Origin of the sequence: Clostridium sp. AM58-1XD (genome assembly GCF_003464085.1) — a bacterium.
Lineage (GTDB): Bacteria > Bacillota > Clostridia > Lachnospirales > Lachnospiraceae > Lachnoclostridium_A.
In genome coordinates, this window is record NZ_QSDR01000002.1 from 75,098 (window position 1) to 94,243 (window position 19,146).

A 19,146-nucleotide genomic window follows, 5' to 3' on the forward strand; every position below is an offset into this window, starting at 1 on the left:
CTTCTATATTCATGAACCGATTATACTGAACTTTATAATCGGAAGGATTCGAATCCACACTTTGCCTAATATCTGGTCTTTTTTTACGTTTCCCACGTTTATAAACCGGCTGTCTTCGCTGCTGTCCCGATTATCGCCCAGAAGGAAATATTCTCCTTCTCCCAGTGTAATCGGCGTTTCAGCCAGCCCTGCGAGAGAAACCGCGTCTAAATTGTTTTCTGCTTTCAGCTGTTTTCCATCAATAAAAATATATCCGTCCCGGATTTGGACTGTTTCACCCGGCAAACCGATTACTCTCTTTACATTTGTCCGTTTATCCTCCCGTTCAAAGACAACGACGTCGAAGCGTTTCGGGCTGGCAACGTCATAGATCAGACGGTTCATCAGGACCACATCGCCGCTCTCAAGATACGGTGACATCGAATGCCCTGCAATTTTAATTTCAGTTCCAAATGTAAAAACGGTAAACCATGCAAAGGCGATAACAAGGATGACATCAACCGTCCAGCTGATCATACGCCGAAGCATACTTTTTTCTTCATATTGGTAAAACTCCATGTATGAACCCCCATCCGCCTGTTAAATCTTTCTATTAAGAAAGGGACAATTTACATTGTCCCTTCCGCCGGTTTCTGATTATTTTACTAATTCTTTCACCTTAGCTGCTTTACCAACTCTGTCTCTTAAGTAGTACAGTTTTGCTCTTCTTACTTTACCTCTTCTAACAACTTCAATGTTAGCAACGGAAGGAGAATGTACTGGCCATGTCTTCTCAACGCCGATTCCATTGGAATTCTTTCTAACGGTAAATGTTTCTCTTGCGCCGCCGTTCTGTCTCTTAATTACTGTTCCTTCGAAAATCTGGATTCTCTCGCGAGTACCCTCGACGATCTTGTTGTGTACCCTTACAGTATCTCCAACGTGGAACTCCGGTACGCTTTCCTTTAACTGTGCTGCTTCGATGTTTTTGATAATATCGTTCATTCTGAACCTCCTGAATCTATTCGATGTTCTTAATGCCTGTCTGTCGGCAGCAGAGGACCATCTCTTATTTTTCACACCGGTCTAGTTTACCATAAATTATTTTTAATTGCAAGTCTAAATTTAGTCTTTTACGCAGAATTCAAGTTCTTAGCGTATTCAGCCAACATTAAAAGAACAGGTTCTTTCCCGTAAAGTGAAAAAGAAGTCCGCGGCGGCTGCAGTTCCGGGATCTGCCACTGCTTTGCCGCAGGAACTTCCTTATTCATTACTCAAGCATTAATATTTTACACCGTATGCGTCAGCCATCTGGTTGAACAGATCGATCCACATATACTGGCCGATCAGCGGACCAAAGCCGCAGAGCAGCTGGCCTACTACAAACCAGAGAAGCAGCGTCGTTCCGTTAAAGTTTGTACGGATACCATATGTCTCGGCTGCGTCAGCCATGCGGTTTCCCTGTTTGTACATCCATATAAGGCTGTAAATACCGCATGTTACAAATGACAAAAGTATTACGATGATATAATTCGGACTTGGTTTTTCGTTTGATCTTCCCTCGCATAATGCGTTCATGTCCTCAACGAAGCAGTACCACCAGTAGATTCCGTAGATACCGCATGTGATGATCGTCAGCAAAAGCATCATCCAGAAATTTCTCTTCTTCATACGTTTTCTCCTTTTCCATTCCCAAAAATACTAAAACGTCTTAAAGCTTATGTATCGCTGTTCCTAAAGCCCGGAATCCTCATGAAACAGACTCGGTGAAACCCCCTCACCTTACGTTCCGATTATACCACTTTGTGTAGTATCAGTATAGTATTTTTATCAGGACATCATACAGATTTTTCAATTGCAGGAAGAGGCCGCCCTCTGTCCCTTCTCTCATCACGGGATCACCGGTTAAAAGGCGCAAAGCCACACAGCCAGGAACATGGCAGCCGTTAGTCCCAATATCACAATGGAGGCTCTGTCCGCTTTCCTGTCATACCGGTAGACGCCGTAAAATAAAACGGGCACCGCCCAAAAAAGCGGATGATAGGAAAATGCTTCCCGGACGTGGCCGGAAAGCAGGGAAAGAAAGGCCCGGGTCATTCCGCAGCCCGGACATGGAATTCCCGTCACATAGCGAATTGGGCAGCCGATTGTCAGACTCGTCACGGCTACATATGCCGCCAGTATTAAGAGCAGTATGAACCACCTGTTTTTCTTCATGGTCCCTTACCCGCCTTTCTTTCATTATTCGTATCACTTCAAATGGCCCTTATTATTATCTATATCTTCGGAAATACGCGGCTTCCGTATCTGGCGCCCCAGATTCCCCGCGTCCTGTCATGTTCGATCTGAAGGAACATGTCGCCGAAGCGCTTTCTAACCAGCCCGCGGTATTCACAGACCGGCACAAGTTCCACTTCCTTACCGTTCACTTCCATCCCCGGCGTACCATCTTCCTTCAGCCACAGGCGGAACGCGTCCCCCTCTCCTGAAACATAGTCTCCCGATATCTGTCGGATAAATTCTTCCGTCCAGGAAATTTTGGGATATTCCGGTCGTTTTGGAATGGGATCACATCCGCTGATCATACGCATTGCCGCGTCGGAAACGGCTCCCACAGACACGTCCATCGTATTGCAGAGGATCATAACTCCTGCTCCCAGTTCATAGGAAAATGCCAGATTCGAAGAAACGCCCGGAAGGCTTCCCCCGTGTTCATGGACGTTGATGAGGCCCAGCTGTTTTGTCTCCAGGCCGTAGCCGTAGTATTCGTCCGGGCGGCAGTCGATACGTGGTTTAATCATTTCTCTGACCGTGTACTGGCCTGCTATCTCCCTTCCGTTCAGACCAATTCCCTCGTTCAGATACATGCAGATGTATTTTGCCATATCGCTGATTGTGGACTTCATCGCCCCGCCTCCGTTAAGAACGAACGCGTCGTTGTGATAGTCTCTGTCCGCCCGCCAGCTGCCGTTTTCCAGGCTGTAAAGGACAGCGGCATTGTCATCTTCGGAAGGGCTGACAAAGCCGCAGCAGCTCCTGTCCATTCCCAGAGGCTTTAAGATCCGCTCCTCCAGATACTCTGCGAATGACATACCGGATACGCGGCGGATGATATCAGACAGGAGTCCGAAGCCGTCATTGCAGTAACTGAACAGCTCGCCCGGACGGCCTAAGAATTTCGTCTGCTCATCCAGGCGGGATGCGACTCTTTTCACGCCTTCTGCTGCGAAATCCTCCCTGTAGGCAAGATCGCCGCAGACAGCTTCATCCAGTCCCATCTCCTCTGCCACTTTGTCTACCACGATACGCGGAAGCGGAAAAAAACCTCCCGTATGGCACATCAGATGCCATATTTTAACGGCGCCGGTCTGATTCTTGTTCGTAAATTCAGGTACGTATCTGCTGACCGGATCGTCGATGGAGATCAGACCGTCTTCTGCCAGCTTCATAATTGCCAGGCTGGTAAAGGATTTCGTAACGGATGCCAGGCCGAATATGGTATCCCTGTTGATGGGGAGCTGCCTCTCCTCGTCTCTGTATCCCCAGTATTTTTCATATATGATGCTGCCGTTTTTATCTATGACAGCAGCGGCAAGGCCGCGGGCCTTCCCTGCTTCCATCACCGCTTCCACAAAGCGCTCAAACTTTTCCCTGTTTTCTTCGGAAACTGTAATCACACTTATGCCTCCTCAAATCCTCTGAAGCCGAAGCCCGGCTCTTCCGGAAGAATAATGTGCTTTGCATTCTCTACGATCATTCCGCCCTTAAACGGCAGTTCGCTCAGGGAGAAGGTCGCATCCAGGTCTGCTCTCGTGATGTTTCTCGTTGCAGCTCCGAGACTTGCGGCAGCTGTTACGCCGATATTCGTCTCTTCGCCCATACAGCCCAGCATGCACTGGATTCCGGCAGCCTCGCAGACTGCATTGATCTTCTGCGCTTCACGGATACCGCCGCACTTCATCAGCTTGATATTTACCAGGTCAACGGCTCTTCTTTCCGCCAGGCGAAGGGCATCTTTTGCCGTAAAGCAGCTCTCATCAGCCATAATCAGAACCTTTGTATTTTTCGTCACATATTCCAGTCCGGCAATATCATAATACGGAACAGGCTGTTCTACCAGTTCGATATCGTATTCGTTCAGGCGTTCGATAATATTAACCGCTTCTTTGGCCGTCCAGCCCTGATTTGCATCCAGGCGGATTTTCACATCCGGTCCGACCGCTTCACGGATTGCCTTTACGCGGGCGATATCGCTTTCCAGCCCTGTTCCTACCTTTGTTTTAATGGTATCAAAACCGGCGGCCACATGCTTTGCAGCCTTTGAAGCCATAACTTCTGCGTCATTAAGCCCGACCGTCATATCCGTATCGATCGTTCCTTCATATCCGCCCAGAAGCTTGTAAACAGGCAGTCCGGCCTTTTTTCCCAGCAGGTCGTGGCAGGCGATATCGATGGCTGTTTTACCACACGGCGCGTGTGCGGAAGCACGGTCCATTACCCAGTATACGGCTTCCATATCCGTCGGATCCGTATTTTTAAGCTTATCGGCAAGCATATTGATCTCTGCGATGGTTCCATCCAGGTTTTCTCCTGTGATGAGAACGCCTGGAGCGCCTTCTCCATATCCCACAAGACCTTCATCTGTCTCGATCTTTACGACTGCGCTGATCGCATGTGTGATTACCCCCAGGGAAATTCGGAACGGTTCGATCAGCGGCACTTTTACCTTCTTTACTTCTACATTCGTAATCTTCATTTTTTATCCCTCCGTATACGACTTAATGATCCTTGTTCGCTTCACCGCCGCAGAAATGGCATGCGCAGCAATGGCCGTTCCCATAGTCTTTGAACTCAGGCACTTCTTTGCTGCAGATGTCCTGCGCCATATAGCATCTGGTGTGGAAAATACAGCCGGACGGCGGATTGGCCGGGCTCGGAAGATCTCCCTCCAGAATAATTTTTTCTTTTTTATATTTTCTGTCCGGTACGGGAATTGCCGACATCAGCGCCCTCGTATATGGATGAAGCGGCTGATTGTACAGGTCGTCCTTGCCGGCAAGCTCCACCACGTGGCCAAGGTACATTACGGCTACACGGTCGGAAATGTGCTTGATTACGCTCAGGTCATGAGAAATGAAGATATAAGCCATTCCCATTTCCTTCTGAAGATCCTTTAACAGGTTAATTACCTGGGACTGAATCGATACGTCTAGTGCGGAAACTGGTTCATCACATACCACCAGCTTCGGCTGCAGGATAATCGCCCTGGCAATACCAATTCTCTGGCGCTGTCCGCCGGAGAATTCATGAGGATAGCGGTTGTAATATCTTGGATTGAGTCCTACCGTCTCCATAGCTTTCAACACACGGTCTCTTTTTTCTTCCCTGCTCAGCTTCAGCTGGATATCCAGCGGTTCTGCAATGACTTCCCCTACCGTCATACGCGGATTGAGCGAAGCATACGGGTCCTGGAAAATGATCTGCATCTGGCTGCGTGCTTTCCTCAGTTCGGAATCCTTAAGCTTTCTAAAATCCCTGCCTTCAAAATACACTTCCCCATCCGTCGGCTCCAAAAGCCTCAGCACGGAACGGCCCATCGTGGATTTTCCGCATCCGGACTCTCCTACCACACCGAGTGTTTCGCCGTAATTCAATGTAAAATTCACATCGTCGACGGCCTTAATATAATATTTCTTCGTGGAAAATGGAGACGATTTTGCAGAAAACCATTTTCTCAGATGCTTTACTTCCAGCAAAGGCGCCTTTTCCAGAGACTCTTTTTTCTCATTCTGCTCCATCATTTTTCCTCCTTCCACAAGTCCTTATACTGTTTCTCGTATTTAAAACAGCGCACAGTTCTGCCGTCCACATCCGTCAGGCCCGGCATCTGCTCTTCACATATCTTTCTGGATTCCTCACAGCGGGGACAGAATGCACAGCCCTTCGGCATATCGTCAAAGCTGGGCACCATACCCTTGATGGTCGCCAGTTCCTCCACATTCTCATGAAGCTTCGGAATACACTTCATCAGGCCAGCCGTATACGGATGCAGCGGCGTTTCGAAAATTTCGTCCGTCGTTGCCTGCTCCACAACCTTGCCTGCGTACATGACCATCACATCGTCAGCCACCTCCGCAATGACTCCCAGATCATGGGTAATCATCATAACGGAGGTACCCGATTTTTCCTTCAGTTCATTAATCAGGTTCAGTATCTGCGCCTGGATTGTAACATCAAGAGCCGTGGTCGGCTCGTCGCAGATCAGCAGGTCAGGATTGCAGCAAAGCGCCATGGCGATCATTACCCTCTGGCGCATACCGCCGGAAAGCTGATGGGGATACTCTCCGAAACGGCGTTCCGGAAGAGGTATCTTAACCATTTTCAGCATCTCGATCGCCTTTTCCTTAGCCGCGTGTTTATCAAGTCCTTCATGAATTTTAAGTGCTTCTGTGATCTGCTGTCCTACGGTAAATACTGGATTTAATGAGGTCATCGGTTCCTGGAAGATCATGGCGATCTTCTTTCCCCTTACTTTTCTCAGTTCATCACTGCTTTTCTTTAACAGGTCCTCTCCCTCGAAAAGGATTTCCCCACCTTCGTTCTTTCCAGGAGGACATTCTACAAGCCCCATAATCGAAAGTGAGGTGATGCTCTTTCCGCATCCGGACTCTCCTACGATTCCAAGAGTTTTTCCCTTTTCCAGAGAAAAGGACACGTCGTCTACAGCCTTTACAAGGCCGTTATCCGTATAAAAATACGTCTTTAAATTTTTAACTTCCAGCAATTTATTCTCAGCCATCTTCTCTCCTCCTATCAGGTTCTCAGTTTCGGGTCGAGCGCATCTCTTAAACCGTCACCAAAGATGTTGAAAGCGATTACTGTGATCATGATCGCAATACCTGGCATGATACTGTAGAGCGGCAGGAAACCGATAAAAGTCTGGGCCGCGCTGATCATGTTGCCCCAGCTTGGCGTAGGCGGCTGGATTCCCAGTCCCAGGAAGCTTAAGGACGCTTCATACATGATGGCGTTCGGAATACCCAGAGTGATCAGGACGATAATTGTGGACAGGCAGTTGGGGATCAAATGCTTCACAATAATGCGGAAGGACGTTCCTCCGCTGGCCTTACTGGCCTCTACGTATTCCTTCTCCTTCAGCTGCATAACAGAACCACGGATCAGACGGGCCGTTCTTACCCACGTAAGAAGTCCCATTGCGATGTAGAGGTTCACCACTCCCTGGCCCATAAAGGTCATTATCGCCATTGCGAAAATAAGGTCCGGAAAGGCTGCGAATACTTCCATAATACGGGAAATTGTAGTATCCACCCATCCGCCGAAATATCCGGCCAGGGAACCCAGGGTGATTCCGATAATAGATGCAAGAACCTGCGCGAAAATACCGATGCTCAGAGAGACTCTCGTTCCGTAAATGATTCTGGAAAGGATATCTCTTCCGAATTCGTCTGCCCCCAGCAGATGCTTTGCGGACGGTCCCTGAAGAACGCTGGCATAATCCTGGTACGTCGGATCATATGGTGCGATCAGCGGGGCGAATACTGCCAGAAGAATCAGCAGGATAATCACCACAAGACAGCACATTGCCATTTTATTTTTGCGGAAGCGCTTGAAGCTGTCCTTGTAGTAGCTGGAATACTCCATCTCCCCATTTAACACGTCTGCTTCAAACTTCTTCTGTTTTCCTAAAAATCCTAAAATCTTCATTAATTAGCTCCTTTCCCGTAGCGGATCCTTGGGTCGATAAACGCGTAGGAAATGTCTACGATTAAGTTCACCATAACGAAAATAAATGCGATGTACATAACAGTTCCTTCCAGCAGCGGAAGGTCACGGTTGGCCATGGAATCCACAGCCAGCTTGCCGATACCCGGAATGGAAAACACCTTCTCGATCAGCATGGAACCAGTCAGCATGTAGCCCAGCTCCGTACCGACCAGAGTGATGATCGGAATCATGGCATTCTTTAACGCATGTTTCATAATGACGATCTTTTCCTTTACGCCTTTTGCCCTGGCCGTCCTTATGTAATCCTGACGGACCACATCCAGCATGCTGGTACGGGTGATTCGGGCAATACTGCCTGCATAGCGGGCGCCCAGTGCGATACTGGGAAGAATAAAGTAGATCGGCGTCTCAAAACCGGAAATCGGAAGCAGGTCCAGCTTCAGTCCAAAGAAAATCTGAAGCAGAATCGCAAACCAGAAGGACGGCGCGGACACGCCGATAATGGAAAGTGTCATCAGGGCGGAATCTACCCATTTTCCACGGAAGATCGCCGCTACCATACCACATGGAATACCGATTACAACAGCGAAGATAAACGACATGGAAGCCAGTTTCAGCGTAACCTTAAAGCAGCGGAAAAGCGCTACGGTTACGACTTCCTTCGTAAAGTAGGAAGTGCCGAAATCCAGATGGATGGCACCTTTGATAAAATTGAAATATTGTACATAAAGAGGAAGATCGAGTCCCATTTCGTGGCGGATTCTTTCGATCGTTGCCGGATCCGCTCTTTTTTCCAGCATCAGCGCCACCGGATCACCGGGGACAACCTGAAGAAGGATGAAAGTAATCAGGCTGATACCGAAAAGTACCAGAACCGTCTGCCCCAGTCGCTTTAAAATATATGAAGCCATATAAGTCCTCCTTTTCGCAGAAAATGGCTACGGTGTCAAAGACGCCGTAGCCATACCCTGCTTATGATATATACGCCAGACTAAAACGAAAGCCTACTCAGACGTTTCACTTTGCAGACAGACTACTGGATATCTGCATTCTTAAAGAATGTACGGAAGGTGGAGCCGATCTCAAAGCCGGTTACCCTCGGATTCAGCAGATAGTACTTTGTCTCATTGTAAAGCGGAGCAACTGCCCAGTCTTCTCTTGTCAGAATGTGCTCAGCCTTCTTGTAGATTTCATCTCTTTCAGCTTCGTCAGCCGTCTGGATTCCTTCATTCATCAGCTTTGTAAATTCGTCATTCTGATAGAAAGTAGAGTTTGTCTGGGTTGCCGTTTCGTTCACCGGGTACAGCATGCTGTCAGGATCATTGTAATCCACATACCAGTTGCTGATTGAGCAGTCAATACCGCCTGCCAGTTTCATATCGGACCATGCAGCGGAGTCAACCTGTTCGATCTGAACATTGATGCCAGCAGCCTTTGCCTGTTCCTGAACGGCTGTTGCCAGCGCAACAGATACGCTGTATTTCGTATTTACAGAGATTCTTAAATCATAACCGTCCGGATACCCTGCTTCTGCAAGAAGCTGTTTTGCCTTTTCCGGATCATATGGGAATACTTCCAGGCTGTCGTCATGGCCGATCAGGCTGTCCGGAATATAAGAGGAAGCCGGCGTAGCTGTTCCGTGAAGGATGCTTTCGCAGATCGCCTGACGGTCAATGGAAAGTGAAATAGCCTCTCTTACCTTCGGATCAGAGATCGTCTTAACATTGAATGACATGGAATATCCGCCTACCGGCTGGAATCCGTGGATCTGATCCTTGAGCTGAGGATTATTAGCATATACAGGATACAGGGAAGTGTCCAAATCTGTATAGTCCACATTGCCCTTCTGATATTCCATTACCTGTGTGTTCACATCTTCGATAAACTTGAAATGAACGCCGTCCAGCTTTGCTTTTTCTCCATGATAATCATCAAATCTGGAGATATCACAGCCAACGCTTGTGGTGTAGCTGTCCATTTTGAACGGGCCTGTACCGATCAGTACAGTCTTGCCCCAGTTCTCTCCTGCCTCTTCACATGCCGCTTTTGGATAAACAGCGCAGTATGGTGTGGAAAGTACGGATACAAATGGTGTATAAACGCTTGTCAGAGTAATTGTGAAATGCGTATCATCCACAACCTTGATACCTGTCAGCTCGTCGGCTTCGCCGCTTGCAAGAGCCTCATAGCCTTCTACCTTTTCCATAAGGCTGGCCATCTTCTGCATTTTAACAACTCTCTCTAAAGAATATTTGACATCTTCACTTGTAACTGTCTCGCCGTTGTGGAACTTCACGCCGTCTTTCAGCTCAAAACTATAAGTAAGCTTGTCCTCTGACAATTCCGGGAGTGCTGTGATCAGTGTCGGCTCTAAAGTTCCGTCATCCATTGTCGTAACGAGAGACTCAATAATGTTGTCTGTCATTTTCATGATAATACTGTAAGTATTTCTCTGTGGGTCAAGAGCAACCTGAGGATCTACTGCCGCATAATTCACGTATTTGTCTCCTGTTGCAGCCGTTCCCTGTGTTCCTGATTCTGCTGTTGCAGCAGATGAGCTTCCGGCGTCCGGTGTCTTGCTGGAAGAGCCGCCGCAGCCTGCTGTCATTACTGCGATCATAGCTGCTGTCAAAGCAACGCTTATTGCCTTTTTCATAAATAAAACTTCCTCTCTCTTTTTCTTAGTAGCACTATAAAGCGCAAAGGCCGTAATACCCGTTCCGCGCAGGTACAATGCCCGCATAGCGGACATTGTATTATATCTGCTGTGCGGATACAATGCCTCCGGCGGATTTCAGCGCTTAAATTCTGCGGTTGACGCAGAATTTAATATGCGCAGGTACAATGCCCGCATAGCGGACATTGTACCATAAAATAACCGTATTTTCAACAAAAAAAAACCTTTTTCACGCCTTGGACTCATGATCTTTTTCCAGTTCTTCCAGGAACTGGCGTTCTTTTTTATCCAGATTTGCCAGAGGCAGGAGATCCGGTCTTCTCTCCATTGTCCGTCTGATCGATTCTCTGCGGCGCCATTCATAAATTTTTTTGTGATGGCCTGACAGGAGCACTTCCGGCACCTTCATTCCTCTGTATTCCTCCGGCCTGGTATACTGAGGATATTCCAGAAGGCTGTCGTGGAAGGATTCCTCTTCTGCTGACAGATCGTTGTTCAGTACTCCTGGAACGAGCCTGGATATGCAGTCGATCATCACCATTGCAGGCAGCTCTCCTCCTGTTAAAACGTAATCACCGATAGAGAGATTGTCCGTTACGATGAGTTCCAGAGCCCTTTCGTCAATCCCCTCGTAATGGCCACAGAGGAACACCAGGTCTTCCTCCGCCGCCAGCTCTTCTGCTATTTTCTGATTGAATACCTTCCCTTGAGGCGTCATATAGAGCACGCGGGGACGTTTTCCGATTCGTTCGCACAGCGCTTCATAACAGCTGCACACCGGGTCGGCCTGCATGACCATTCCGGCGCCTCCGCCGTACGGCGCGTCATCCACATGGCCGTGTTTCTCCTTCGTATAGTCACGGATATTGACTGCCTCTATGGAAATCGTTCCCTTCTCCACAGCCCGCCCGATGATGCTGGTATTTAAACCATCCATAACCATCTCCGGGAAAAGTGTCATAATATGATAATTCATGCTGCCGTCCCCCTTACTACAGATCCAGCAGGCCATCTAGCAGATGAACCGTCATCTCCTGTTTTTCCAGATCCACCTTCCGTATGCATTCTTTAATGGCCGGAATCAGCAGGTCTTTTCCGCTTTCCATTTCTACCACATAGACGTCGTTTGCTCCTGTGAACAGAACATCCTTCAACGTGCCAAGCCGCTGCCTTCTTCCGTTTTGACAGTAAGTCCGATCAGATCGGTAACAAAGTTCTCATCACTTCCGAGCGGCACTGCCTGATCCCGGGGAATCAGCAGGTCTTTCCCCTTGAACTTTTCTATATCATTTATATTGTCATAACCTTTGAATTTCAGGATCACCATATTTTTAAAGAACTTTACGCCCTCGATTTCCATGGTTATGTTCTCTCTGCCCGTATCCATCAACACCTCTTTCAGCTTTTTGAAGCGCTGGGCATCGTCTGTTGTGGGATATACCTTCACCTCACCGCGTACTCCATGGGTAGAGGAGATCACTCCAACCCGCAATAAATCTTCCATATCTGTCCCTTTCTCTGCTTTCTGAAGGATAAAAAGAAAAGGGCGATGCAAAAAGGAAAAAAGCATCGTCCCGTATCAGATTTAGTAACCTGGCTGACGCCCTGGAACAACTTCTGACTTCGGGAACGTATCTGATTTCACTTTTGCAACGCCCTCTTCGCAGTTACTGAATGTCTACAATCACTTTTTTTTCTTCTTTCGAAGCTGCTGCTTTCACAACAGAACGGATTGCTTTGGCAATACGTCCCTGCTTTCCGATTACCTTGCCCATATCGGAAGCGGCAACCTTGAGCTCAATTACGGTCGCGTCTTCCTTCTCAGTCTCTGTAACGACAACTTCGTCGGGGTTATCAACCAATGCTCTCGCGATAACTTCAACTAATTCTTTCATACCATTCACCTCTCACTTACTGGATGCCGGCGATTTTTAAAAGTTTACCTACTGTTTCAGTTGGCTGAGCACCTGTTGCTAACCACTTCTTAGCTGCCTCTTCGTTGAATTTGATTACGCTTGGGTCTACGGTCGGATCATAATAACCGATTTCTTCGATGAATCTTCCATCTCTCGGGGATCTGGAATCTGCTACTACGATTCTATAGAAAGGAGCCTTCTTCTGTCCCATTCTTCTAAGTCTCATCTTTACTGCCATTGTAATTTCACCTCCTTGGATTTATGCTGACTATATATAACAAACACAGGAAACCTGAGTTGTTGTCACAATTTAAAACGGCATTTTAAACTTACCCATCATGCCGCCCAGACTGCCGAGGCGCCTTTTTTCTTTCCGCCCATCATGCCCGGAAGCTGTTTCATCATCTTTTTCATCTGTTCAAACTGCTTCACAATACGATTGACTTCACTGATATCCACTCCTGCGCCTCTCGCAATCCTCTGCTTTCTGGAAGGATTTAAAATCGCCGGATTGGCTCGTTCCTTCTCCGTCATGGAAAGGATAATGGCCTCAACGCGGTCCATGGCCTTTTCGTCCACATCCGCATCTTTCAACTGTCCCATTCCAGGCATCATCCCGAGAATGCTCGTCATTCCGCCCATCTTCTTGACCTGCTGCATCTGATCGAGAAAATCGTTGAAATCGAATTCCGCTTTTCTGAGCTTCTGGGAAAGCTCTTTGGCTTTCTCCTGATCTACTTCCAGTTCTGCCTTTTCAATCAGGGAAAGGATATCTCCCATTCCAAGAATTCTGGAAGCCATTCGGTCCGGATAAAACTGTTCCAGATCGGAAAGCTTTTCTCCCATACCTATATATAAAATCGGTTTTCCCGTAACGGAACGGATGGAAAGAGCCGCGCCGCCTCGTGTATCGCCATCCAGTTTTGTAAGAATGACACCGTCGATACCTATTTTTTCATTGAACATACCGGCTACATTGACTGCATCCTGACCAGTCATCGCGTCTACGACAAGGATTGTCTGGGATACTTCCACAGCTTCCTTGATGGCCACCAGTTCTTCCATCATTTCTTCATCCACATGGAGACGGCCAGCCGTATCCAGGATGACTACGTTCATGCCCTCTTTTCTGGCATGCTCCACCGCTGCTTTTGCGATGTTCACCGGGCTGTGATGCTCACCCATGGAAAACACGGGAACGCCCTGCTTTTCACCATTGATCTGCAGCTGCTTAATCGCTGCCGGACGGTAGACGTCACACGCTGCGAGAAGAGGCTTTCTTCCCTTCGCTTTTAATTTTCCGGCGATCTTTGCCGTCGTCGTCGTCTTTCCGGCGCCCTGAAGGCCCGCCATCATGATGACCGTAATTTCATTGGACGGCTTCAGTGCAATTTCCGTGGTTTCAGAACCCATCAGTGAAACGAGCTCTTCATTGACGATCTTAATCACCATCTGCCCTGGCGTCAGGCTGTTCAGCACATCCTGTCCAATGGCACGTTCCTGCACGGTTTTTATAAACTGCTTCACTACCTTGAAGCTGACATCTGCCTCTAAAAGGGCCATTTTGACTTCCTTTAAGGCAGCCTTTACATCCGCTTCGGACAAGCGGCCTTTCCCGCGCAGATTCTTAAATATATTCTGCAATTTATCGGATAAGCTTTCAAAAGCCATTTACAATCCTCCTGATTCCAATACAGCGGCCAAATCCGCCTTTCTTACAGGTCTATGATCTCTCCTGTAATCTCGTCGATCTTCTTAATCAAGTCTCTGTCTTCTGTCTCCTGGTACTGTCTCACAAGGATTCTGATCTCTTCCACCATCTGTCTTGTCTTCTGAAACTTTTCCAGCAGGCGGAGCTTTTCTTCGTACTCTTCCAATATCCTGTCACAGCGTTTAACCAGATCATGGACGCCCTGACGGCTGATCCCCTGTTCTGCTGCGATCTCACTCAATGACAGGTCATTAAATACGACGTCTTCATATATTTTTTTCTGATGATCGGTCAGCAGTTCTCCATAGAAATCATAGAGCTGACCCTGTCTTACGATTTTTTCCATTCCTGTCACCTGTGCTATCATACACTAGAAAAAGTGTGGTGTCAAGTATTTTTTCTTGACGCCATTATATTTTTGATTTTTACTTGGAAGAGCCGTCCTGTGAAATCATAGAGGCGCTTATATGCCTGCTTTTCTTCTCATGATTCTGTATAATACAGCTCCACCCAGTAATAAAAGCCATTGATACAGTAACACGCTGCTCCTGTCTCTTCAAATTTTTTATTGAGGATATGATCGCGGTCCGCTTCCGACCGGTTCCAGGAGTTTTCCACCGCCTCAGGAATTCTCATATCGCCTCCGCCGCTGATGCTCTGTCCGCAGATTCTGTAATCCATATCGTAATCCAGAAAAAGCGTCTCGAACCCGGAATCATCCGGCCGGCTGTACGTATAGGAAGACGCCAGTTCCAGCGCCCTCACCTTGGCCAGTTTCATAAGCTTTTCATTCGTCTTTAGCTTTTTCAGTCCGGCATTCCGGCGCCGTTTGTTGACGCAGCCGATCAGCTCCTCTGCTAGGCTGTCCCTGAAGTTTTCGTTTTTCTCCAGTTCGTCAAGAGAAATAAAGGTCCCGCCGTCTTCCGGCTCTGAGGTGATCGTTTCATCTTGCAGCCCTGGTCTCTGTCCGGCCGCTTCGTCCCATACGCCGTTTCTGTCCACGTACCAGCCGTCCGGCGTCCATGAAGACGTCCACAGCGCGCCTTCCGGCAGCCATATTCCATTGCAGTAATTTCCAAACGGTTCCAGATAATAATACTTGCCTTCCACAACAGTCCAGCCCTTCGTCATTCGGCCTTCGTTATCAAAACAGTACAAAAAGCCGTCTACCGTTTTTAAACCGCCGGCAGCATATGTCCCATTATCTTCCTCATACTTCCATCCGGCCTCTTCCTGCTTCCATGCGCCTGCGTATGATGTCACCGTCACAGCAGCTGACAAACAGAAGGCAGCCGTTATCATTCTGATTTTCTTCACGCAGATCCCTTCTTCATTTAAAGATTCAAACCGGCAAGTGACAAAATTAAAAGCATATTCTTCTGTACGCCTTTCCACGCTTCATCAGGCCGGTACCACTCTCCAGTCGTATGTTCTCCTCCGCCTTTACCACCCATACCAACAGTTACTGCCGGAATTCCCAGGCTGATGGGGATGTTAGAATCCGTACTGCCTTCCCCAAGAAAAGACGGTTCAAGCCCAACGGCCTTTACGGCTTCGCAGGCCGCCAGGATAATGGGATCATCCGGAGACTGGGCTCCGCCCGGCCGGTTTCCCTTTTCGATTATTTCAGCCCTGACAGCCTTTGTATGATCGTCTGCTGCCACATGCCATCGTTCATTCTCTGCTCTGACAGCCGAATTCACAGCCTTCAGCAGGCACTCTGACAGCCGTTTGATTTCTTTATCATCTCCTGACCGGATATCCACCAGCATGGAGCTCTTGCAGGAAGGGTATTAACCGTAGTTCCTCCTGACACAACACCTACGCTAAAGGTCGTTTTCGGCACTGCCGGCACCTGGAAGTCACTGATTTCAGCAATTGCCCTGCCCATGGCATGCACTGGATTCGGAAGGCCGAAATCTCCGAAGCTGTGGCCGCCGCGTCCCAGGAAACGTATCTCATACCGTAGACTGCCAGTAGCTCCATATATGATTTTTCCCGTTTCCCCGTCATCAATGGATACAAATGCCTCAATCTGCTTTTTCTCCCGGAACAGATGTCTCGTTCCCGCCAGATTGCCCAGACCTTCTTCACAGACGTTGGCGCAGAACAAAATCGTCTTTTCCGGATGGATTCCGCTGGCAGCAATGGCTTTTGCTACCGCCGCCAGCTCTGCCACCCCTCTCGTATCATCGCCGATTCCGGGGCAGTAATACGTCCCGTTCTCTTCCCGGACCGTCAGGTCCGTGTCCTCTGAAAAAACGGTATCCATATGGGCGGCCAGAACGACCATTCCTTCTTTTTCCGGCCAGGCAGCTCCACGTATCATGCCGGTCACATTGTGCAGTTCGTCTTCCTGTACATCAGAAAGCCCTGCCGCCTGAAATTTTTCCTTTACCCAGGCGGCCCGCCGCTCCTCCCTGCCGGAAGGGGCCGGAATCACACACAGTTCCAGCTGTTCTTCAATCGTTCTCTTTTCGCTGTCTTTTATGATTTCCAGAGCCTTCAACACCTTTTCCTGCTTCAGAAGCCCGTTGACATTCATCATTTCTCTTTCCTTTCTCAAATAGGCACATCAAGGATTCAGTTCCTGGAATGTCCCGGAAGCTTCTGTCTGCCCTTCCCCTTCTCCTGATGGTACCGTACACATGTTGCCGTCGAATCCATCTGCGTACATGCCGTTCAGATATAATTTCAGGAGTTCTTCGTGTTGGAAGCTACCGGATACGATCTTATAAAACTTCTGGCTCTCTCCTGTCCATAAGACTCCGCTGTCGTCGGCGCAGACAAGAGCGTTCTGTCCGTCCGGACCAGTGAAATAAATGCTGAACTCTTTTTCTTTATTTATGGCTTCTTCCGTATCTTCTACACGCAGGCCCTGAAAAAAATCAGCACACTGTCGGACGTCCTCCGCCTTTTCGCTGTAGAAAGAGTAGCAGTTTTCTCCATAATAGATCGTAACGGAATCCGCATTTCCTATGTCCAGTTTAAATTCTTCCCCCGGCTCCTTCTTTCCGCAGCCGGACAGAAGAATCATGCCTGCGGCTATGCAGACGGCCGCAGTGGTCCTGAAAAACCGCTTATGTCTCTTTTGTACTTTCATTTCTGCCTCCCTTTAAAAATACAAACTCCCGTTCTCCTGAATATTCAGGGGCGTACCTGTAACCGCACTCGCAAAAATCTTTCAGACGTTCTGCATCTTCGATTTCATGCTCCGCCATCCAGCTGACCATAAAGCCACGGGCCATCTTGCTTCCGTCGCTTTTACCTTTATCTTTCCGTTAATCATAGTTCCGAAAACACAAGTAATAAATACGTCCTGATCCGCAAGGTAAGGCTCCACCGCCCGGCTGTACTCCTTGGAAGCCAGGTTTACAATTGTACGGCTCTCTTTTACCAGTTCTCCGTACAGGCGGTCCCCCCAGTATCCATACAGATCCGGAATTCCGTCCGCCTCCAGCTTTGCCTGCATCTCCAGGCGGTAAGGCACGACGCGTCCATCGCTCTCAGTATGCCATAGAACCCGCTGAGAATGAACAGATGCTTCTTCACATATTCCCACTGGCGATCCGTAAAAATCCGGGGAGCCATGGACTGGTACTGCAGGCCCACATATGCCAGTACGGCAGGTGTGACAGCTGTGTCCAGGTTCATCTCCTTCAGCCGCCTGTAATTCAGATCCGTAATGCTGTCATTCGCCTTGTACAGCATTTTCAGTTCTTCCTTCGTATATCCTTCCAGAATACCCAGCAGTTTTTTTGCCCGGTCCAAAAATACAGGTGTGCCGGCTTTCTCTATGATATCGGCCTCCACCTGCATTTTCTTAGCCGGAGAAATGATTATATTCATGGTTTCTACCTCAGTGTGACTTGATGTTTATATACTCCGTCCTGATTTTCGAATAGATGAATTTCTGGCTGCTGTACAGCCCGTAATAGCCGGACAGCGTAAAGCTTACGGCAACTATAATTGAAAAGTAAGGCATTGCTCCGTAACCGAACATCTCAAATGCCAGCAGTACCGTTGCGATCGGACAGTTGGTTACGCCTACAAACAGAGCCGTTACACCACATGCCGCACAGAGCACGGGATCAAATCCGCAGATTTCTCCCACAGCCGCTCCGAATGTCGCTCCGACGCACATAGTAGGAACGATCTCGCCGCCCTTGAATCCCGCGCCCAAAACAACGCCGGTAAAGATCATTTTCATCAGAAACGCTTCATACCGCACAGACTCTCCTTCCATACAGCGGGCGATCAGATGAATTCCGCTGCCGTTGTAATCCCGGCTTCCCACCATCAGCGTAAGCAAGATGAAAATCAGGCTGGCTGCTATGATTCTGAGATAAGGATTCGGGAAATACTTCCGGTACATGTGCTCAGACTGATGAAGGACAACGCACAGAAGGACGCTGACTACCGCGCACAGCATACCGAGTATTACCGTAAAAACTGCGGTACGCGGGGTAAATGCGGGTACGGACTGGATCAGGAACTGTTCCGGCGCAAGGCCGCACAGCCTGGCGATTCCCGCTCCGATAAAGGCAGAGAACAGGCATGGTACGAGAGCTGCGTAATAAATAATCCCTATGCTGATCACTTCCATGGAAAAGACTCCGGCCGCCATGGGCGTTCCGAACAGTGCTGCAAAGCAGGCGCTCATTCCGCACATAACGGCAATTTTTTTGTCCTTTTCATCCAGGTCCAGAAGGCGTCCGATCTGATTGCCCAGGCTGCCTCCCAGCTGAAGAGCCGCTCCCTCACGGCCGGAAGAGCCGGCTACGATATGGGTCAGCAGCGTTCCGATAAAGATCAGGGGCGCTGTTGCAAACGAAATGTTTCTGTTGGAAGAGATCGCCTCCAGCACCATATTCGTTCCCTTATTCTTTTCCTCATTGAACGTCCTGTACAGCCAGATAATCACCACGCCGGAAACCGGCATGAGATAGAGCGTCCAGCTGTGCTCTTTCCAGACCGACGTTACCCACTGGACGCCGTAACCGAAAATCATGCCTACAGCGCCTACCAGAAGGCCGATAAAGCAGGAAATACATGTCCATTTTAAAAAGTAATGGAGATTGTCTCCCCATGGAGTATTCGTCTCAAAGCGGTACATA

General features: G+C 48.5%; 23 protein-coding genes and 2 pseudogenes. All 25 read right to left on the minus strand.

Features of this window, described 5'->3' with window-relative positions:
• Positions 1 to 9: 9 nt before the first annotated feature.
• The 25 genes and pseudogenes from lepB to DXA13_RS01440 all read right to left on the minus strand — a co-directional run bounded on the left by lepB (position 10) and on the right by DXA13_RS01440 (position 19,145).
• A complete protein-coding gene (gene lepB / locus DXA13_RS01330; RefSeq protein ID WP_118241362.1) occupies positions 10 to 558 on the minus strand; it encodes a signal peptidase I in 549 nt (182 codons plus the stop codon).
• Positions 559 to 636: 78 nt separating this feature from the next.
• On the minus strand, positions 637 to 984 hold the full coding sequence (gene rplS, locus DXA13_RS01335) for a 50S ribosomal protein L19 (RefSeq protein WP_118241363.1): 348 nt from the start codon (positions 982 to 984) through the stop codon (positions 637 to 639).
• A 276-nt stretch (positions 985 to 1,260) separates the two neighbouring features.
• Positions 1,261 to 1,650, minus strand: coding sequence for a DUF4234 domain-containing protein (locus DXA13_RS01340; protein WP_118241364.1), 390 nt, complete (start codon positions 1,648 to 1,650; stop codon positions 1,261 to 1,263).
• A gap of 234 nt (positions 1,651 to 1,884) precedes the next feature.
• Positions 1,885 to 2,196: a DUF2752 domain-containing protein gene (locus DXA13_RS01345; RefSeq protein WP_207662140.1), complete on the minus strand. Its 312-nt coding sequence runs from the start codon at positions 2,194 to 2,196 to the stop codon at positions 1,885 to 1,887.
• 59 nt (positions 2,197 to 2,255) lie between these two features.
• Complete coding sequence (locus DXA13_RS01350) at positions 2,256 to 3,656, minus strand: serine hydrolase domain-containing protein (RefSeq protein WP_118241365.1); 1,401 nt, start codon at positions 3,654 to 3,656, stop codon at positions 2,256 to 2,258.
• Between the two features lie 2 nt (positions 3,657 to 3,658).
• Positions 3,659 to 4,735, minus strand: a complete 1,077-nt coding sequence (locus DXA13_RS01355) for a dipeptide epimerase (RefSeq protein WP_118241366.1) — start codon at positions 4,733 to 4,735, stop codon at positions 3,659 to 3,661.
• A 22-nt stretch (positions 4,736 to 4,757) separates the two neighbouring features.
• Entirely contained in the window at positions 4,758 to 5,780 is a 1,023-nt protein-coding gene (locus tag DXA13_RS01360; RefSeq protein WP_347559640.1) for a dipeptide ABC transporter ATP-binding protein, read from the minus strand.
• The gene (locus tag DXA13_RS01365) at positions 5,777 to 6,778 is read right to left on the minus strand and encodes an ABC transporter ATP-binding protein (protein WP_118241368.1); all 1,002 of its coding nucleotides are present in this window, start codon (positions 6,776 to 6,778) and stop codon (positions 5,777 to 5,779) included. Before DXA13_RS01365 ends, DXA13_RS01360 begins: the two co-directional genes overlap by 4 nt.
• A gap of 14 nt (positions 6,779 to 6,792) precedes the next feature.
• On the minus strand, positions 6,793 to 7,704 hold the full coding sequence (locus tag DXA13_RS01370) for an ABC transporter permease (protein ID WP_118241369.1): 912 nt from the start codon (positions 7,702 to 7,704) through the stop codon (positions 6,793 to 6,795).
• Positions 7,704 to 8,636, minus strand: a complete 933-nt coding sequence (locus DXA13_RS01375; protein ID WP_118241370.1) for an ABC transporter permease — start codon at positions 8,634 to 8,636, stop codon at positions 7,704 to 7,706. The genes DXA13_RS01370 and DXA13_RS01375 overlap by 1 nt, the downstream gene beginning before the upstream one ends.
• A gap of 122 nt (positions 8,637 to 8,758) precedes the next feature.
• Complete coding sequence (locus DXA13_RS01380) at positions 8,759 to 10,381, minus strand: ABC transporter substrate-binding protein (protein ID WP_118241545.1); 1,623 nt, start codon at positions 10,379 to 10,381, stop codon at positions 8,759 to 8,761.
• 250 nt (positions 10,382 to 10,631) lie between these two features.
• Positions 10,632 to 11,378 (minus strand): tRNA (guanosine(37)-N1)-methyltransferase TrmD, encoded by a 747-nt coding sequence (gene trmD, locus DXA13_RS01385; RefSeq protein WP_118241371.1) that lies wholly within the window; start codon positions 11,376 to 11,378, stop codon positions 10,632 to 10,634.
• Between the two features lie 16 nt (positions 11,379 to 11,394).
• Positions 11,395 to 11,906, minus strand: a pseudogene (gene rimM / locus DXA13_RS01390) (ribosome maturation factor RimM).
• A gap of 163 nt (positions 11,907 to 12,069) precedes the next feature.
• A complete protein-coding gene (locus DXA13_RS01395) occupies positions 12,070 to 12,297 on the minus strand; it encodes a KH domain-containing protein (protein WP_118241372.1) in 228 nt (75 codons plus the stop codon).
• 16 nt (positions 12,298 to 12,313) lie between these two features.
• On the minus strand, positions 12,314 to 12,556 hold the full coding sequence (gene rpsP / locus DXA13_RS01400; RefSeq protein ID WP_118241373.1) for a 30S ribosomal protein S16: 243 nt from the start codon (positions 12,554 to 12,556) through the stop codon (positions 12,314 to 12,316).
• Positions 12,557 to 12,628: 72 nt separating this feature from the next.
• A pseudogene (gene ffh / locus DXA13_RS01405) lies at positions 12,629 to 13,989 on the minus strand (signal recognition particle protein).
• 44 nt (positions 13,990 to 14,033) lie between these two features.
• Positions 14,034 to 14,375, minus strand: a complete 342-nt coding sequence (gene ylxM, locus DXA13_RS01410; protein WP_181995489.1) for a YlxM family DNA-binding protein — start codon at positions 14,373 to 14,375, stop codon at positions 14,034 to 14,036.
• Between the two features lie 137 nt (positions 14,376 to 14,512).
• The gene (locus DXA13_RS01415; protein ID WP_118241375.1) at positions 14,513 to 15,346 is read right to left on the minus strand and encodes a CAP domain-containing protein; all 834 of its coding nucleotides are present in this window, start codon (positions 15,344 to 15,346) and stop codon (positions 14,513 to 14,515) included.
• Between the two features lie 17 nt (positions 15,347 to 15,363).
• Positions 15,364 to 15,795: a hypothetical protein gene (locus tag DXA13_RS01420; RefSeq protein WP_147347977.1), complete on the minus strand. Its 432-nt coding sequence runs from the start codon at positions 15,793 to 15,795 to the stop codon at positions 15,364 to 15,366.
• Positions 15,738 to 16,577, minus strand: coding sequence for a M20/M25/M40 family metallo-hydrolase (locus tag DXA13_RS01425; protein WP_118241377.1), 840 nt, complete (start codon positions 16,575 to 16,577; stop codon positions 15,738 to 15,740). The genes DXA13_RS01420 and DXA13_RS01425 overlap by 58 nt, the downstream gene beginning before the upstream one ends.
• A gap of 27 nt (positions 16,578 to 16,604) precedes the next feature.
• Positions 16,605 to 17,132 (minus strand): hypothetical protein, encoded by a 528-nt coding sequence (locus DXA13_RS01430; protein ID WP_118241378.1) that lies wholly within the window; start codon positions 17,130 to 17,132, stop codon positions 16,605 to 16,607.
• Entirely contained in the window at positions 17,110 to 17,277 is a 168-nt protein-coding gene (locus tag DXA13_RS22630; RefSeq protein ID WP_347559652.1) for a hypothetical protein, read from the minus strand. Before DXA13_RS22630 ends, DXA13_RS01430 begins: the two co-directional genes overlap by 23 nt.
• The gene (yaaA, locus tag DXA13_RS22635; RefSeq protein WP_347559641.1) at positions 17,214 to 17,501 is read right to left on the minus strand and encodes a peroxide stress protein YaaA; all 288 of its coding nucleotides are present in this window, start codon (positions 17,499 to 17,501) and stop codon (positions 17,214 to 17,216) included. Before yaaA ends, DXA13_RS22630 begins: the two co-directional genes overlap by 64 nt.
• On the minus strand, positions 17,423 to 17,878 hold the full coding sequence (locus DXA13_RS22640) for a YaaA family protein (RefSeq protein ID WP_347559642.1): 456 nt from the start codon (positions 17,876 to 17,878) through the stop codon (positions 17,423 to 17,425). The genes yaaA and DXA13_RS22640 overlap by 79 nt, the downstream gene beginning before the upstream one ends.
• A 10-nt stretch (positions 17,879 to 17,888) precedes the next feature.
• The gene (locus tag DXA13_RS01440; RefSeq protein WP_118241379.1) at positions 17,889 to 19,145 is read right to left on the minus strand and encodes a chloride channel protein; all 1,257 of its coding nucleotides are present in this window, start codon (positions 19,143 to 19,145) and stop codon (positions 17,889 to 17,891) included.
• Position 19,146 lies beyond the last annotated feature (1 nt).

What these genes read in the sequence shown, in the direction of transcription:
- lepB (WP_118241362.1), bottom strand. Translation starts at nt 558, where the DNA reads ATGGAGTTTTACCAATATGAAGAAAAAAGTATGCTTCGGCGTATGATC.
- rplS (WP_118241363.1), bottom strand. Translation starts at nt 984, where the DNA reads ATGAACGATATTATCAAAAACATCGAAGCAGCACAGTTAAAGGAAAGC.
- DXA13_RS01340 (WP_118241364.1), bottom strand. Translation starts at nt 1,650, where the DNA reads ATGAAGAAGAGAAATTTCTGGATGATGCTTTTGCTGACGATCATCACA.
- DXA13_RS01345 (WP_207662140.1), bottom strand. Translation starts at nt 2,196, where the DNA reads ATGAAGAAAAACAGGTGGTTCATACTGCTCTTAATACTGGCGGCATAT.
- DXA13_RS01355 (WP_118241366.1), bottom strand. Translation starts at nt 4,735, where the DNA reads ATGAAGATTACGAATGTAGAAGTAAAGAAGGTAAAAGTGCCGCTGATC.
- DXA13_RS01360 (WP_347559640.1), bottom strand. Translation starts at nt 5,780, where the DNA reads ATGATGGAGCAGAATGAGAAAAAAGAGTCTCTGGAAAAGGCGCCTTTG.
- DXA13_RS01365 (WP_118241368.1), bottom strand. Translation starts at nt 6,778, where the DNA reads ATGGCTGAGAATAAATTGCTGGAAGTTAAAAATTTAAAGACGTATTTT.
- DXA13_RS01370 (WP_118241369.1), bottom strand. Translation starts at nt 7,704, where the DNA reads ATGAAGATTTTAGGATTTTTAGGAAAACAGAAGAAGTTTGAAGCAGAC.
- DXA13_RS01375 (WP_118241370.1), bottom strand. Translation starts at nt 8,636, where the DNA reads ATGGCTTCATATATTTTAAAGCGACTGGGGCAGACGGTTCTGGTACTT.
- DXA13_RS01380 (WP_118241545.1), bottom strand. Translation starts at nt 10,381, where the DNA reads ATGAAAAAGGCAATAAGCGTTGCTTTGACAGCAGCTATGATCGCAGTA.
- trmD (WP_118241371.1), bottom strand. Translation starts at nt 11,378, where the DNA reads ATGAATTATCATATTATGACACTTTTCCCGGAGATGGTTATGGATGGT.
- DXA13_RS01395 (WP_118241372.1), bottom strand. Translation starts at nt 12,297, where the DNA reads ATGAAAGAATTAGTTGAAGTTATCGCGAGAGCATTGGTTGATAACCCC.
- rpsP (WP_118241373.1), bottom strand. Translation starts at nt 12,556, where the DNA reads ATGGCAGTAAAGATGAGACTTAGAAGAATGGGACAGAAGAAGGCTCCT.
- ylxM (WP_181995489.1), bottom strand. Translation starts at nt 14,375, where the DNA reads ATGGAAAAAATCGTAAGACAGGGTCAGCTCTATGATTTCTATGGAGAA.
- DXA13_RS01425 (WP_118241377.1), bottom strand. Translation starts at nt 16,577, where the DNA reads ATGATGAATGTCAACGGGCTTCTGAAGCAGGAAAAGGTGTTGAAGGCT.
- DXA13_RS01430 (WP_118241378.1), bottom strand. Translation starts at nt 17,132, where the DNA reads ATGAAAGTACAAAAGAGACATAAGCGGTTTTTCAGGACCACTGCGGCC.
- DXA13_RS22630 (WP_347559652.1), bottom strand. Translation starts at nt 17,277, where the DNA reads ATGGCCCGTGGCTTTATGGTCAGCTGGATGGCGGAGCATGAAATCGAA.
- yaaA (WP_347559641.1), bottom strand. Translation starts at nt 17,501, where the DNA reads ATGCAGGCAAAGCTGGAGGCGGACGGAATTCCGGATCTGTATGGATAC.
- DXA13_RS22640 (WP_347559642.1), bottom strand. Translation starts at nt 17,878, where the DNA reads ATGAATATAATCATTTCTCCGGCTAAGAAAATGCAGGTGGAGGCCGAT.
- DXA13_RS01440 (WP_118241379.1), bottom strand. Translation starts at nt 19,145, where the DNA reads ATGTACCGCTTTGAGACGAATACTCCATGGGGAGACAATCTCCATTAC.